The organism is Amycolatopsis anabasis (genome assembly GCF_009765355.1).
GTDB classification, from domain to species: Bacteria; Actinomycetota; Actinomycetes; order Mycobacteriales; family Pseudonocardiaceae; genus Amycolatopsis; species Amycolatopsis anabasis.
On sequence record NZ_VTHK01000053.1, the window covers coordinates 26,956 to 42,223 of the forward strand.

General features: G+C 69.1%; 12 protein-coding genes. 8 read left to right on the plus strand and 4 right to left on the minus strand.

All coding sequences use genetic code 11. The annotated features are described in order from the left end of the window. Positions 1–23: 23 nt before the first annotated feature. The 3 genes from FXO23_RS40890 to FXO23_RS40900 all read right to left on the minus strand — a co-directional run bounded on the left by FXO23_RS40890 (position 24) and on the right by FXO23_RS40900 (position 4,370). Positions 24–980: a L,D-transpeptidase family protein gene (locus FXO23_RS40890; protein WP_246258320.1), complete on the minus strand. Its 957-nt coding sequence runs from the start codon at positions 978–980 to the stop codon at positions 24–26. A gap of 95 nt (positions 981–1,075) precedes the next feature. Next, the gene (locus FXO23_RS40895) at positions 1,076–2,851 is read right to left on the minus strand and encodes a S53 family peptidase (protein WP_246258321.1); all 1,776 of its coding nucleotides are present in this window, start codon (positions 2,849–2,851) and stop codon (positions 1,076–1,078) included. 658 nt (positions 2,852–3,509) lie between these two features. Continuing rightward, entirely contained in the window at positions 3,510–4,370 is an 861-nt protein-coding gene (locus tag FXO23_RS40900; RefSeq protein ID WP_158892574.1) for a hypothetical protein, read from the minus strand. A 722-nt stretch (positions 4,371–5,092) separates the two neighbouring features. Here FXO23_RS40900 and FXO23_RS40905 point away from each other — a divergent pair. Both FXO23_RS40905 and FXO23_RS40910 read left to right on the plus strand, forming a co-directional pair. Beyond that, entirely contained in the window at positions 5,093–5,527 is a 435-nt protein-coding gene (locus tag FXO23_RS40905; RefSeq protein WP_158892576.1) for an ImmA/IrrE family metallo-endopeptidase, read from the plus strand. Further along, positions 5,520–6,698 carry an MAB_1171c family putative transporter gene (locus FXO23_RS40910; RefSeq protein ID WP_158892578.1) on the plus strand — a complete coding sequence of 393 codons (1,179 nt, stop codon included), beginning with the start codon at positions 5,520–5,522 and terminating at the stop codon, positions 6,696–6,698. Before FXO23_RS40905 ends, FXO23_RS40910 begins: the two co-directional genes overlap by 8 nt. On the opposite strand, the gene FXO23_RS40915 is transcribed toward FXO23_RS40910, so the two are convergent. Next, positions 6,695–7,600 (minus strand): hypothetical protein, encoded by a 906-nt coding sequence (locus tag FXO23_RS40915; protein WP_158892580.1) that lies wholly within the window; start codon positions 7,598–7,600, stop codon positions 6,695–6,697. The genes FXO23_RS40910 and FXO23_RS40915 overlap by 4 nt on opposite strands. A gap of 1,300 nt (positions 7,601–8,900) precedes the next feature. On the opposite strand from FXO23_RS40915, the gene FXO23_RS40920 reads away from it, so the two are divergent. The 6 genes from FXO23_RS40920 to FXO23_RS40945 all read left to right on the plus strand — a co-directional run bounded on the left by FXO23_RS40920 (position 8,901) and on the right by FXO23_RS40945 (position 15,264). Then, positions 8,901–9,722 carry a hypothetical protein gene (locus tag FXO23_RS40920; protein WP_179957028.1) on the plus strand — a complete coding sequence of 274 codons (822 nt, stop codon included), beginning with the start codon at positions 8,901–8,903 and terminating at the stop codon, positions 9,720–9,722. A gap of 85 nt (positions 9,723–9,807) precedes the next feature. Then, complete coding sequence (locus tag FXO23_RS40925) at positions 9,808–9,963, plus strand: hypothetical protein (protein ID WP_246258322.1); 156 nt, start codon at positions 9,808–9,810, stop codon at positions 9,961–9,963. Between the two features lie 3 nt (positions 9,964–9,966). Continuing rightward, entirely contained in the window at positions 9,967–10,800 is an 834-nt protein-coding gene (locus FXO23_RS40930; RefSeq protein ID WP_246258323.1) for a hypothetical protein, read from the plus strand. Continuing rightward, positions 10,800–12,209, plus strand: coding sequence for a TrbL/VirB6 family protein (locus tag FXO23_RS40935; RefSeq protein ID WP_158892582.1), 1,410 nt, complete (start codon positions 10,800–10,802; stop codon positions 12,207–12,209). Before FXO23_RS40930 ends, FXO23_RS40935 begins: the two co-directional genes overlap by 1 nt. Beyond that, positions 12,206–13,720 carry an SCO6880 family protein gene (locus FXO23_RS40940; RefSeq protein ID WP_158892584.1) on the plus strand — a complete coding sequence of 505 codons (1,515 nt, stop codon included), beginning with the start codon at positions 12,206–12,208 and terminating at the stop codon, positions 13,718–13,720. The genes FXO23_RS40935 and FXO23_RS40940 overlap by 4 nt, the downstream gene beginning before the upstream one ends. Beyond that, on the plus strand, positions 13,717–15,264 hold the full coding sequence (locus tag FXO23_RS40945; protein ID WP_246258324.1) for an ATP-binding protein: 1,548 nt from the start codon (positions 13,717–13,719) through the stop codon (positions 15,262–15,264). Before FXO23_RS40940 ends, FXO23_RS40945 begins: the two co-directional genes overlap by 4 nt. The last annotated feature ends 4 nt before the right edge of the window (positions 15,265–15,268 follow it).

Sequence of the window (15,268 nt, forward strand, 5' to 3'; positions counted from 1 at the left end):
CCTTCTGGATATGGGTTGGGTGCTCAGTGGATGAGTACGGGTGTGCCGATCGGTACGTCGGTGCTGAGGATCTGGAGTGCGTTCGCGGGGATCCGGATGCAGCCGTCGCTGCTGGGGTGTCCGAAGACGTCTGGGGTGGGCCAGCCGTGGATCCCGGTGGTGCCGGGCCCGCCCCCGTAGGTTTCGTAGGTGGCCGAGTGGGTGCCGAGCGGGAGGATGACCGGGCTGTAGCGCTGGTGACTGTCGCGAATGGAGGCCAGCAGGAAGGTTCGTCCTTCGGGGGTGGGTGCGGTGGGTTTGCCGATGCCGACGGTCCAGATCCCGACCTGGGTGCCCTCGCGGAACAGTTGCAGGCGGAACGCGGCCCGGTCGATGACGATGCGGTACGGCGTGTGGGCGGTTTCCACGGCGAGGTCGTCGGCGATCCAGGCGGTGGCGCCGTTCGGCCGGGCGGGAAGCATGACTTGGTACCAGCCGGGTTGCTCGGCGATGACGGGTAGCCAGGTGTCCGAGCCGACCTGCTGCACCGGCACCGCGGCGATCGCGGGCCCGCCCGGCTCGCGATACGCGGGGACCGGAGAGACCGGGTGCACCAGACGCCCGGAGGGAACCTGGTCCCGGCCCTGATCGGTGGGCGCGTCGGGGACGGTGGTGAAGGTGCTGGCCTCCGGGAGCTGGGAAAGATCGCCCGGTGGGCGGGGCGCGACGATCGGTGCCTCGACGGTGACCTGGCCGCCGCCGGGGACCGGGATGGCTTCGGTGCCCGCGGTTGCCGTGTCTGGTGCGCAGGAGTACGCGAGCGTGGCGAACACGATCGCGGCGGCTACAAGCGCGCCGATGAGCATCCACTGGTTGCGGGTCGGGCGGGCCAGGGGCAGCGTCGCCTCCCCGCGCTCGCGGTCACCGAGGTGGGGCCGCGCCGGATGGGGGGCGACCTCGGGGGCGGGGGTGTGGGCGTCACGCGGTGGGCGTGCGGTCACGGCGGAACCTCCTGTTCTCCGGTCGAAATATCGGGGCTGGGTGGGTGCGAGCCCGCCCCCGAGCGGGCTCGCACCCTGAACCCCGCCAGGGGTGGCTATTTCCCGAGCGCGGTGACGAAACCGGCGCGTGGTGTGCCGATCCCGGTCACCGGGTCCCATCCGGGGCCGGACTGGAGGTTCTGCGGCCGGGTGTCGAAATCGACGAGATAGCTGCCGGGGGCACCGGGCACGACGGCGCCCGGGAGCGCGTGCATCGCGGGTGTCCACACCCCCGCACGCTGGGGGACGACGTCGGTGACTGCGGGAGTGCCGCGCATCCCATACAGCGCGGGGTTGAGGAAGCCGAACCGCTCGACGTGCTGCGCGTGCTGGGCGTCGGCGACGAGCCCGGCCAGCAGTGGCGAGGCCAGCGAGGTGCCGCCGTAGGAGCCCAGGTAGAACCCGTGCCGTGGGTCGGTGTAGCCGACGAGCATGCCGGTGTAGGAGTCCGCCAGGGCACTGACGTCGGGGACCGCGCGCTTGCCGCCCGCGACCTGGTCCGGGACCACGCCCCGCTGATAGTCCGGCTCGACATACAGGTCGGATCGGCCGCCGCCCGCCCCGCCGGCGAACGGCCCATCCTTGTCCTGCTGGGGCCGCCACTGCCCGTCGACCAGGGTGTTGCCGGCGTTCTCCCAGCCGGTGAGGACTCGCGGGTTGTTGCCCTGGTCGAGGCCGACGGTCGTGCCGCCCACTGCGGTGACCCACGGGCTGGAGGCCGGGAACTGTGGCCCGGGGCGTCCGAGGATCCCGGAGTTGTTTCCCGCGTCGCCCGAGGACACCAACACGGTCTGGCCTTGAATCGCGGCCTGCAACGCCATCGAGTTGAACTGGTCGAGGGTCGCGGGTGGCACACTGTCTTCCCCGGCGCCGCCCCACGAGTTGGTGATGACGTCGACCGCGTTGGCCTCCACCGCCGCGTTGAAGGCGGCGTCGAGGCCCTCACCACAGTTCTTCCCCGCGTAGTAGGTGATCTCCGCAGCGGTGGACATAGTGTGTACGGCCTGCACGTCCAGCGTGTGTTCACCGCGCCAGGACTCGGGGTCGCAATCCGGGCCCTCGTCGAAACGGTCGGGCAGAACTTCCTTGTACTGCCCGGCATTGAGCTGCGGCACGCCCAACTGCTGGGCGGCCCGGTTGGTGTCGGACACCACGGTGGGGGAGCGATAAGCCCCGACGATGCCCACGTGCGCCCCGGTGCCGGTATTGGCGCCGGTCAACCCGTACATGGCGCGCATCGAGGTCCCGTTGTAGCCGCACAGGGAGTTCGACTGCATTCCCGCGGGGTAGCGCTGGGGCACCTCAGTGTTGTTGGACTGCGCCCACCATCGGGCACAGTGCTGCTCCTGCGCGAGCGGACCGGGGCTTGCCGGCGTTGCGGGCGCGATGTGCTGGGGCTTCAGTGTTTTCCCGCTGTCATCGAGCCCGAGAACCGTGGTGATCGCGCCACGCAGCTCCCGCGGCAGTGAGATCGGCGTATCGGGCGCAAGGAGGGTGCGCACGGCACCACCGATGGTGTGGCGAAACAGCGACAGCCCCGTCCCGAACGCTCGCTCAAGGGTGTTGATGTCGGCCTGGGCGTCGAGGAAATGCCGATTCGCACTCATGCCGGTCACCTGCACCCCTTGACTGGCCAGCCACGACCGGACCTGGTTGACGGTGCCGTCGTCCGCGGCGAAGCGGCCCACGAACTCACCGGGGGACAGGTGCTGGCGATAGCGGGCATCACCCGGGGTGGACACCGCCTTCGCCAGCACTTGCGCTCCCGCCGGGTCCCGGAGCGCCAGCGCTACCTGAATATGGCGGACCGTGTGGCCGTCCGCGTCGCCCACCTTGGCCTGGGGTACCGCCCAGGCCGGCGCGGAACCGGCCACGACGGAGCGGTCACCCGGCGGCGGAGCCGACTCGGGACCCGCGAGCGCCGGCGCGACAGCGATCCCGGCCAGAGCAGCGCACCCGGACGCGATCGCGATGACGCGTGATGGTCGTAAGACCATGAAAGCCCCCTATTGCTGTAGTTGCTGGAAATTGCCCGGTCGTGATCCGCAGGCCAGACCGATGCGGCCGCACCCGGCGTGCCACACTCTCGGCGGTGAAAGCAGATTGCCGGCGAGAAGGCCTGTGCGGGATTCCCGTTCCGGGTCGGCCAGGATGTCGTTATTCCCGGCCATCAGTCCAACGTCGTCGCGCTGAACGAGTCTTACTGTGCAACACGAAAACCCTATTCGTCAACCATTTCCGGTGTTGTTTTCTAGTGGAAAAAGAAGGCCGTTTTGGGCATGACTTTGTGCCCGGGTCAGTGAGTGAATTCCGGGCTGAAGAATACGGCTTACTGAGTTTTTTGGGGTTCCTATCTGGCCGTTGTCGTCACCTGCCGTCGGTCGGAGGGCACACGGGGAAGCAGAGGATGTGGCACCCGTCGTCCAGGCGTAGCTGCGCGGGTCGACGGTCCGCTCGGGCGGAATTCCTCCTGCCCGGCGGAGGGCGCGGTCAGCATGCGGCACCGCCGGGTGTCCCGCGGGCTCGCGGATGGGTTGTGGGACCGAATTCGGGGTCGAAATGGGCGTGGTGCTCGACCGCGCGCACGACCAGCATGAGTGAGTTGGGATCACGCATCAGCCGTTGCAGCTGGCGAAGCCGGGGCAGGATCGAGGGGCCGATACCTGTTGCCAGGAGCCAGATCTCCTCCGGCAGGTGCGTGCACCATCGGCGATGTGCGTAGAGTTCGCGGGTCTGTTCGATGAATGCCACCGTCCACGGCCCGGAGAACGCGGGATCGGGCACATCAGGGTCGTCATCGCCATCGCGGCGCCATTGCTGGCCGTACTCGAAACCGCCGATCGCGGTGCCGCCCCAGCCCGTGGTGACCGCGCGGCGCGGGTCGGCGGCGAGAAAATCCTGTTCGCTGAAGAAGATGTCCGCCAGGCCCGGCCGCGCCGTGCCGGTCAGCCAGCCGCGGCGTGCCGCGTTCAGATCGCCGGAGACGACAGGGAGACCCATGATGAAACGGCGCAGTACACGGTTGTCCAGTCGCGCCCGCTCAAATGCCCGGGCAGCCCGGCGGTGTGCGATGACCGCGGTGCGCAGCGCGGCCCTCTCACGGCGTCGGCGGCGGCCGCGTGCGTCGAGCACAGCGGTTCGGGCGGCGGCGACGGCTCGCTCGGCGTGCCGGATCTCGATCTCCCGGGCGCACACCCGCACCCGCTGGGCACGTTCCAGTTCCAGCAGGTCCGCGGCTGGATCCGTGGACAGTCCATCGTGGAACAGGGCGAACAACTGCGTGGCCGTGCGCTGAGGGACGGCGTACGCGCGCACATCGACGCGCACATGCAGGCCGTCGACCGCGTGCAACCAGACCAGGACCTGAGATGGTCTTCGCATAGCAAACCCTCGCCGAGATCGTCCCGTCAGCTTGAGCGTGAGCGGTCGCGCACCAGGGCGGATACTGGTGTGCTCACGTGCGGCGGGTGCAGGAACAGCCCGAAGCCTCCCCGGTATCACTCACGACTGTTGACTCCGCTGGTGAACAACCATAGGTGTTACCCCGGTTTTGTCAACCGTCGTGATTATCGGGGTGTGATGGTGGGTGGCGATCGGGCTGCCGCGTCCGGCGGTCGCGAGACACGGCAGCGGGTGCTGGGGCACGGGACCCGTTGCGAGCTACCCTCGGTGGCTGGCTTGCTCCCCTGGGGCGGGAAGTTCTACGGAATGTGCGGACGGTCGCGAAGTTTCGTCCAATCGGGTGCACTCTCCGTAAGTTTTGCGGTGCGCCGCTAGCGCAGAGTGGCTACACTCCGGTATCAAGATCGGAATCGGTTGACGGGAGCCGTCGCCGATGGCTCGCCTTGTCCTCTCGGGTGCGGCCGGACTGACGACCTGCAGGTCGCGAGTGCCTGCGGGAATGGCACTGCGCGATGCGCGGCCGCGTCCGTGGGTTCCTGCCTGCGTGCGCCGGTTCAGCCGGTGTATGACCAGTCCCTGGACGTTCGCGCCGCGGCGCGCGCGTGAGAGGGGACGGGGACTTGTCCGTGCTGTACACACCATCATCGGAGTTCGCCTCACACTGCGACCGGATGATCGATTCATTGCCTTTGCAGTGGCCGTTCGATGTCGATCGGTTCCTGCGGGAGCTGGGAAGCCAGCGCGGGAAACCGATCGTCGTGCTGCGTGCGACCCTGACTGACCCCATGCCGTGTGGACTGCTGATCCGCACGGACACCGCCGACAACATCTTCGTGGTGCGGGGGACGAGCGCCGCCCACGCACGCTGGATCTTCATGCACGAGCTCGGTCACCTGTTGCTGGGGCATGAGCCTTCCTGGACGGGATTGGAGGCGAAGCCGGTCTTCGACCCGCGGGAGGAAGCCGAGGCCGAGTATTTCGCCGACCGGGTCGCGGCCCGCCTGAGCAGGAATCGCGTCCGCGCGCTCCGGAAAGGAATCTCCGAAGGCGCCCTGGGGCAGTTGCGTGCCGCGTTCGGCTCCCGCCGCGAGCTGTGCCGTGGCTGACCCGGCCAGCGTCGTCATCTACCTTGCCGCCGCCGTCGCGGTGGCGGAGTCGGTGCGTAAAGCCGTGACCAACCGCGGGCTGCGGGCCGAGCTCGCCCGGTCCTATGTGGCCGCGGGACTGGGCGCGTTCGGGCTGGCGCTGGCCGCCGGTGCTCCCGCGACGATGCGTCTCAGCGACGGGCTCTTCGGTGTCCTGAACATCGCGTTCCTGCTGAACGGCCTGTTGGCGATGCTCGCGATGCTGTGCGTGGCCGGATTCCTGCGGAGCATGTCCGCGGTGAAGCTGCGCCTGCGCGGCGCGGCGGCGGTCCTCGCGGTCGCCGCCGCCGCGATGGTGACCCTGTACCTCGTCGACGGCACCACGCGCCCGGAGTTCGGCTCCAGTGCCGACCACCACCTGACCTCGCACGCGTACAACCTCATCTACCTCACCTACATGACGGTCTGGCTGTATCTGTTCGTTCGCAAGGTGCGGGCGATCGCCCGCCGCGCCGAGCGGGTGATCCGCTGGGGCCTGTGGATCGCGGTGGCCGGCATGCTCGTCGGCCTGGCGGGGCTGGCATGGAAACTCGTTCTCACCGTGGAAGATCTGATTGCCCCTGATGCGGGGCTGCGCCCCTCGGCGGTATCGCTCACCCTGGCCGCGATCGGCACGGTGCTGTTCGCCGCAGGCTCAGCCTTCGCTGCTCTGGCGCGCCACTTGCTGGAACGCCGCGACCAGATGCTGAGCCGGCGCACCCACCATGCGATCGAATACCTTTGGCACGCCGTGCAACCCGCCCGACCACCGGAACTGCGAGACAGGCACGAGGGCACCCCGCCGGACCTGGATCATCAGGCCATCCGTATCCGCGACGCTCAGCTGACGTTGCGCCCGTATATCCCCACCGGCATCCGGGAGCTGGCGTTGCAGGACGCGCGCCTGCGAGGGATGAAGCCCCGCGACAGGGCGATGTTCGTTGAGGCCGTGGAGCTCGGCAGCGCCCTCGACGCGTTCGACGAGGGCTACCGCTACGCATCGGGCGACGGTGACGTGGACGCCCGGCCGGACAGCTCGGGCCTGGCGGCGCCGGCTGAGGATGACATCGCCTGGCTGGCCCAGCTCAGCCGCCTGCTGCAGAAAGACCTCCACGTCGAGCGTCTCCGGCAGTGGGCCCGCGAGCAGCGCTAGCCACGCCGGTGAGATCGTCGAGTCGCATCGGGACCACGAAACTGTGGTGCCCGCCAGGCCGGCGACGAAGGATCGGCCGTGCCCGTCGCGGGTTCCGCGGGATTGGTGCGGTCGTGGTCCAGAGCCTGGAGTAAGCCGAGATACTGACGCTTCCACTCCGTGGAGGCAGTTTTCATGGCGTCCTTGATCTGGCGGGCGTTGACACCGAGCAACCCCACCTTGTCCATGTAGTGCTTGATCTCCCGGTCCAACGGATCGAGCTCGACGGCCTCATGGGGATCGTCGCGAGTGAGTTCGCTCGCGGGCACGGACGGATCGAGCCAGCGCGCGTCGCCCAAGCGAAAAAACTCCGCAGTTCCGTTGACCACCGCCAAGTCCTTGGGCTGGCGGCGATAGCCGTTCTTGAGCTGATACAGAGCCTGTGGGGTCGGGCACCGCTCGCCGAGACGTTTCGTCAGCCAGCGGTGCAGCTCAGGGATCCCGACCACTTCGCGGGTGAGCAGATAGTTGAACCGTTCGGTGAACGTCGGCAGCGCCAACAGGTCCTGTTCGACGGTGCGCTGCTCGTCCGCCGTGCGAGGGCTGATCGCCGTGCGGGGACTGACCAGCCGCTCGGGGGCCAGGTCCTCGAAGCGGACACGGAACAGCGACGCGATCTCCTGCACGAAGGCATCATCGGGGTGCCGGGTGTGGCCACTTCGGATGTTGTACAGGGTCTTCGTCGTTGGGCAGTCCTCCAGGCGCTGGGTGAGCCACGAGTGCAAGGTCGGGATCGTGACCTTCTCCCGGTCCAGCAGATAGGTGAACCGTTCGGTAAATGTCGTCAGGGCACCCAGGTCAGCCTCGACCGCTGCCTGCGTGCGCCGATTCCGCTCCGGTACCGGTGTGTCGACCTCCGCCACGGCCACACAACCCCTCTCTTGTGGACATTCCACGGGGCAGGCCACCGCGCACCGCGCCGTGCGCCCACCACCCGACAGCCAGCATACTCACAACGGTTGACATTTTGGGGGAGACGCATATTCTTTGTCTAGAGGAACGTCAACGACCGTGAGTTGCGACGGGGAAGTCGTCAGGTCGGAGGCCTTCCGGATCAGCGAGGATACCTCAATGGGGTTGCCTCACTCAGGGGAACCGGCTGACGATGCCGGGGACACGGGAACCCTCCGCGTGAGGGGCCCGGACGTTTTCGCAGGGGGTGGGATGGACAACCGAGGGCACAGGTCGCCCGATCCGGCCTTGAGCGGCTGGTAAACACACAGCGACATCACGACACAACGGGCAGCGCCGCACCCCGTGGCGCTGGTCGTTATCACATCACCATCGTGCCGGTACCGCCGCCGGTGGACCGCCATCCGCCGGTACCGCACGACACATCGCGCACCGAATCCCCCAGGTGCCGCCAGGTCATAGCGCAGCTCGAGCGTCGGGGCAGCGAGCGCGCGTCCCCCAGGTGACCGGCGCCGCGATGTCGTGGGAACAGGTACCGGACACGGCGCGCCTCGGGCCGGATGCTACCCCCTCGCACCGGCCCGAGGGCGTTGCCACCACCGACAACACAGCCTGCAGCAGTCGCCGGCGCGACCGCGCAGCAGACCGGATCGGACAGGTATGAGGAGGAAAGACCCGTTGGGACACAACATGTTCGCGCGCGCCGCGACCACACTGCCCCGCGACGGGCAGACGCCGCGCCCACCCGCGCCGCCTCCTGAGCCTCGTACACGCGAAACCCGCGGCTCAACGACGGCGCTCACCGCGCTGTCGCACCCGGTGCGCCCGGTCGGCTGGACACATCGGCCGGACGCCGCCCGCGGTCCGGCCGCGGGGACACGGGCCACCACCAGCGGACCCGGCGATGCCGACGATGGTTTCGCACGCGCGAGGGAGCTGGCACGACTCGCATCCCAGGGCCGGCCTCTGCTGGCTCCCGCCGATCGCGACGCCGCGGTCGAAGCTGGGCTGCTCGCGCAGGCGGCAGCATCCACACGTCCCACCCGCGAACCACCGGACGGCACCGAGGCAAGGAACGACGCCGACACGGCCGCAACCCAGCAGGGCGACCGGATAGCGACACGAACCGCCGACGCCGCGGACACCATTACCCGGCAAGGCGCACCTTCCAACGCAGGAACACCGGTCGACTGGACCGGATTTGGCCAAGTCATCCCGATCCTCGGCGCCGGCCCTGGATCAGGCGTCTCGGTGGTCGCCACCGTGGTGGCCGACGTCCTGCAGATCGCCAAGCGGTCGGTGTTGATGGTCGACACCGCGGACCCGACCCGGTCCGGCCTGGGACAGGCAGCACGCTCGGAAGGTCCCTACGTCCCCGGGCCGCACCCAGCGGTCGCCATCAGATTCTCCTGGCGGGCGCAGGCGCTGCTGGCCCGGGTGGAGACCACGCTGCCGGTGCTCGCCCCAGGCATGGTGCCGCCACCGCGGTTCTGGAGTCCGCACCCGCGGCACTTGGACGCGACGGTCGTCGACATCGGACATGACCCGTGGCGCGTGGCCGCGCACCCGCTGGCCGGTGCCGGGGCCTGGCTGCGCCGCGGCACCCCCGCACCCCGTCCGGTGCTCGTGGTCCGACCCAGTATTCCGTCGCTGGCGCGCGCCGAGCAGGTCCTGGCCCGGCTGGAGTATTGGAGCAATCTCGGCGCCACCGTGATGCCGGTGGCGTTGATCGTGGTCGGCGCCAAACGGTGGCCGTCCACTGTGGCCGGTAGCGCCGGCCGCCGCGTGCAGGCGTTGCTGCCCGGCGCGGTGTTTGTCCCGCATGATCCCGACGTGGCCGTCTGCGGTGTCACCGCCGAGGTCACCCCGTCCCGGCTGCGCGCGGCAGTGATCCCGCTGCTGCGCCACTGGGGTGTTGTGCCCGTGACCAAGCCCTCCCAATCCCGCTCTGGCCTTTTCGGCCGGGCCCGTGGAAAGGGAGGCGCCGCGGATGTCGCTCGCGCACCAGATCGTGGACTTTCTGGCCCAGCAACAGCCACCACCGGAACCACCGCCGCCGACCGAAATCCCTAACCCCTCGCCGAAGGCACCCCCAGGGTGGCAACGAATCCTGGGCATCCTCGACAACGTCAAGTGGGGCGCCGGCGTCGCGCTGGTCTTGGGCTTCTTCATCGGCCTGCTGGTGTGGGCCGGCGGCCGGTGGGTCGATCACCACCGCGCCGGGAAGATCGGCACGGTCATGATGCTGTGCTCGGTCGCGGGCGCGATCTTGTACGGCATCGGCTTCACGCTGATCAGCGGATTCGCGCGCTGAGCCATGATGGACCCTGCCGCTGAACAGCGTTCCCGCCGGCGCGCCGGCCTCGGTCTCGCGGGCATCCTGCTGAGTTTGCTCGCCGTGGTCGGCGTCGTGGCCGCTCTGGTGATCGCCCGCAACGTCACCGCACCACCGAACACTCCGCAACACCAGGCTCCACCAGGGGCCTCAGTGGATGCTGGGCCTGCGACGGAACCAGGCTGGGACGTGGCCGCGCAGCGCGCGCTGGCGCTGCGCCCCATGCTGGTGCTGCCCGCCGAGGCGGCGCAGCCCCGGGAGTTGACCACCCAGACCGCCGGGCCCGACATCCCGCTGCCTGCCCCGGCGGAGACGGTGGGTAGGTGGATTCCTGGCGGATTTCCGCGCACGCCGGAAGGAGCGCTGGCCCAGCTTAAGGCGTTCAACGAGACGGGAGTGCAGGGCGGGGATCCCGCGATCTACGCCCGGGCCTATGCCGAGATGTCCTTGCCCGGCGCGCCCGTGGTGGAGCGCACTGGACTGCACACGCTGCTGACGAGTTTCCGCAAGCGTGTCGGCATCGCGGCAGGGGAGACGATGCCGGGGCTGAGCGTCCGGTACGAGGCGACCCACGGGCTGATCAAAGGCAGCACGGATGAGGGCCGGTACGTGGTGGTGTGCACGTTGGGCCAGCTGTCGTTTGACTACAAAGGACAGACCATCGCGCTGGGGGTCGGTGACTGCCAAGCGCTGCGCTGGACCGGAACTGCCTGGCGGATCAGCCCCGGCGTGCAGGCCGCGCTCGCGTCGAATGCGTGGCCGGGCAGCCTCGAAGCGGTCAAGGCCGGGTATCGCGCCTTGGGCGGTGGTGCCTGATGGACCCCCGCGTCCTGCTGCAACTGTTCGGCCTCCTCGGCGACACGGCAGGGGCTCAGGTCGGGGAAGCCGCGTCGAGCTTGTTCGAGCTGGCGATGCGGTTGATTTGGGACGCCGCGCTGTTCATCTTGCGCGAAGCGTTCAAACTCGCGGACCAGTTCTCGATCTTCACCGTGTCCACCACCGAGGGCCCGGTGAGCGTGCTGTGGCCACTGGTGCTGTGGATCTCCGGTGTCCTGGCGCTGGGGCTGTTCTTCTGGCAGATCATCATCACGGTGCTGCGCGGCGGCCGCGGGTTCACCCGCCTGGTCGCCGGCCCGTTCCAGTACGGTGCCGCGCTCGCCTTGACCGTGGGCCTGGTCGCGGCGTTTTTGGCCAGTGCGGACGGTCTCACGACAGCGATCCTCGACTATTCCTTGCACGCCCGGAATTTCCAGGACGCGCTCAACGCAACCGGATTCGCTGACGCGGTTTCCGACGGTGTGAAAGCGGTCGTGCTGGGCATCGCGGGCATCGTCGGCGTGGTCCCGGCCGGGATCGGCTACGTCATCGAAATGCTGTTTCGTGAGGCCGCGATCTACGTCCTGGTCGCCACATCACCGCTGGCCGCGGCGGGACTGCTGGCCAACGTGACCGCCCCGTGGTTCTGGCGCACCGCACGGTGGCTGCTGGCCACCATCGCCATGAAACCGGTCCTGGCGTTCACGCTCGTGCTCGGGATCGCGATCATGGGCGGCGCGCAGGGAGTGTCCGGCCTCCTCGCCGGGGTGGGAGTCCTACTCGTCTCGCTCGTCGTGCCGTTCGTCCTGTTCAAGCTGTTCGCGTTCATCGACCCCAACACCGAAGCGGGCCAAGCCTTCCGGGACCAGTTGTCGAACGCAGGCCTGGACTCCTACGGCACCGACAGCCCATCGGGCAAAGCCGCGCAGTGGGCCTGGAACAAGAAGTTCGGGAAGAAGGACGACGAGGACGACGAGGACGGCGGCGGGTCCGACCAGGAGCAGGCCAACACCGACCGGTTCGACCACGCGGTCGGCGACGAGGCCGAGGAATCGATGGACCAGACCGGTGTCGGTGACACCGACGACACCAGTGACGGTGATGGTGGCGGCGGTGGCGAGGGCGACGGCGACAACTCGGAAGAAGCCGACGACAGTAGCCCACCGGATGGGGCTGAGGCCGCTGATGACGGCGAGGAACCCGAGCCACCAGGTGCCGCCGAGGGCGACGGCTCCGACGGTGGCGGGGGCGGCGGTGATGATGACGACCCGCCGGATCCCGAGCCGCCCGACGGTGGCGGTGGACCGCCACCGCCACCACCGGACGGAGGCGGACCGAAACCTGGCGGGGGCGGCGGGGCCGCTGCGTCGGACGAGGCCGCGATGGAGGAAGCGGCGGTGGTCGTATGACCACCAGCATCCGGATCTACAAAGGACTGTCGCGTCGGGAGCACGCCGGCTGGATCATCGGCCTGACACCGGTCCAAGCCGCTGTGTGCCTTGTGCTGGCCGTCCCGATCGTAATCGCGCTGGCCGCGGGAGAGCTGCTCAACGCGCTCATTCTGGCGGCGATCTGCCTGCCGCTGGCCGCGCTGGTGGTCATCCCGGTGCACGGTCGGCCGGCCTTGCGTTGGCTGGGGCACCTGATCCTGTTCCAGGCGGGCATCACGTTCGGCTGGAGCCGCTGGCAATCCAAGGCCGCGTCCGGGATCCCGGTCAACCCGGATGAGCCCGACATCCCGGGCGTGCTGGCCCGGGTGCGGTTCCCGGACGGGCCACCCCTGCGCGACCAGGGGCGGGTGTGCCTGATCCACGACACCGGCGAAGGCCGGTGGGGCGCGACCGCGCGGCTGACCCACACCGGCGTCGGCATGCTCTCCGATGCCCAATGCGAACGGCTCGCCGCCCGCCTGGGCAACCTGTTGCTCTCGATCGGGCATCGCGAGGTCATCGACCGGATGTCGCTGCTGGTGCGCACCGTCCCGGACGATGGCCAGGAATACGAAGCCTGGCGCGCCCGCCACGAGGTCGACACCGCGCCGGAGCTGGCCCGTCAGGCCACCCACGAACTGGATCGCACCGTGGGCGCCGTGTCCGTGCGGCACGAGGTGTTCGTCACCATCAGCGGCAGCGAGGAATCCCTGCGCAAGCCCGCGGCCGCGGCCGGTGGCGGCGTCGCCGGGCGCGCCGCGGTGTTGTATCGGGTGCTGGACGGGCTCGAGGACAAACTCAAAGCCCTGGGCGCGCACAGTGTGACCTGGCTGTCCGGGCCGGCGTTGGCCGAGGCGATCCGCACGGGGTTCAACCCCGCCGCGGCGGGGGTGCTGGCCGCCAATCGGCACACCGCCGACCCCACCAAGAGGCGGGCGTTGCCGTGGGCGGCGGCGGGTCCGACCCACGCGCCCGCCCCCAGCGCGCGGGCCTATCACCATGATGGGTTCTCCACGGTCGGCTATTCGGTGCTGATGCCTGAGGCGGGCACGGTGTTCGGGAGCCTGGGCGCGCTGCTGGCGGTCAAGACCGCGGGGGAGCGGCGCAGCCTGGCCGTGCACTATGAGGTCCTCTCCCAGCGCAAGGCGCGCAGCGCGGTGCGGGGCAACCGGTTCCGCAGCGGCGTGGTCTCGGACTGGAAGACCTCGAAAGGCTTCAACACCAACGCCGAGGACAACCGGGAAGCACGGGGAGCGCGGGCCCAGGAACGCGCGGTCGCCGCCGGGCACGCCATCGTGCGCTACGCCGTGACCACCGCGGTCACCGTGCCCTCCGCCTGGAACGTGGAAGACCACGCCGCCCGGGTCGAGAACGACGTCGCCGGCCGATTCCGGTTGCTGCGCATGGAACTGGCGCAAGACTCCACGTTCGTCGCCGCGGTGCTGCCGGTCGGCATTGGACTGCCCCGACTGCGCGGGGGTGTGCTATGAGACGACGCCCCGCCCGCCCGGAACGGTCCGCGGCAGAACTGCTCTCGACCTTCGGCCCCGCCCCCGCGGCGAAACCCCAGCCACAGCGGGGGAAAGCGAAACGGGAACGACTCAACCGGCCGATCGCGCCGCGCCGTGGCCACGCCCGCCCGGGCCAAGGCTGGTCACCGGTTCCCGCGCCGCTGGCGGTGTATCAGGCATCGACACACGAGATCGGTGGTCTGTTCCCCCTGCTGGCCGCGAGTCCGATCCCCGCCGTGGGCGCGAGGATCGGCTACGACGTCCTGTCCGGGGGAGCGTTCTATTGCCATCCGGTGGAGTGGGTACTGCAGAAGATCTGCACCAACCCCAACCTCGTGGCGTTCGGCGAACCGGGCAAAGGCAAGTCCTCCACCATCGTCGCCTTCTTGCTGCGGATGATGATGTTCGGGGTCCGCACCCTGATCTCCGGTGATGTCAAAGGCGAGTACACACCACTGCTCAAAGCGCTGGGGATCACCCCGATCGCGCTCGGTCGCGGCAGCCCCCACCGCCTCAACGCCCTCGACCTCGGTCCCTTGGCCGCGCGGTGGGATTCCTGGTCGGCCGCGCAGCAACGGGAAGAACTCGACGGAGTGCTGGGCCGGTGGGTGCAACTGCTCGTCGCGCTCGCCGAGGCCCAGGGCTACAGCCCCACGGTTACCGACGAAGCCGTGCTGTCCACCGTGCTGCGCCGCCTGGTGGGCGCCGCCGACGGGTACACCCGGCTGCGCCCGATCACCATCCCCGACGTCCAGCGCGAACTCGCCAACCCCGACGCCGCGCTCTGGGACGAGATGCGGTTCGCCGACCGCCGCCAGTTCCTGGACCATTTGCGCCCGATCACCGACGCGCTCGCGAACCTGATCTCGGGCCCGCTCGCGGGATTGTTCGACGAACCCACCAATTTCACCTTGGACTGGGACGCGCCGGTTCAAAGTATGGACCTGTCCCGGCTGCGGTCCCGCGGCGACAAAGCAGTCGCGGTGGGACTGACCTGCCTGGGCTCGTGGTCGTCGATGGTCACTGACTTGCAGGATGACGGTGAACTGCGGATCGTCGTGCGCGACGAGATCTGGCGCCAGCTCCGGCTGGGCTTGCGCGCGGTCCAATCGGTCGACAGCGAACTGCGGCTCTCTCGCGCGGAGCGCAAGATCCAGGTCCTCGTCGCGCACAAACCGAGTGATTTCCTCTCCGTGGGCAGCGCGGGATCGCAGGAAGTCGCCATCGCCAAAGACCTCCTCGCCCTGTGCAGCACCAGAGTCTTGTTTGGACAGTCGACCCGGGTCGCCGACCAGCTCTCCGACGACCTCGCGTTGTCCGAGAAAGAACAGCAGGTCACCACCGGCTGGGCCAACGACCGTCAGGGCCGCGCGTTGTGGAAGATCGAAAACCACACCGGCTACAAGGTCCAAACCGTACTCAGCCGCACCGAGCGGCGCCTGTTCGACACCAATGCCCAACTCCGCAAGAACGTTGGTGAGTTCACGAAAACCGACGGGTCTGTCGGCCGGAACACCGTGTAGGCGC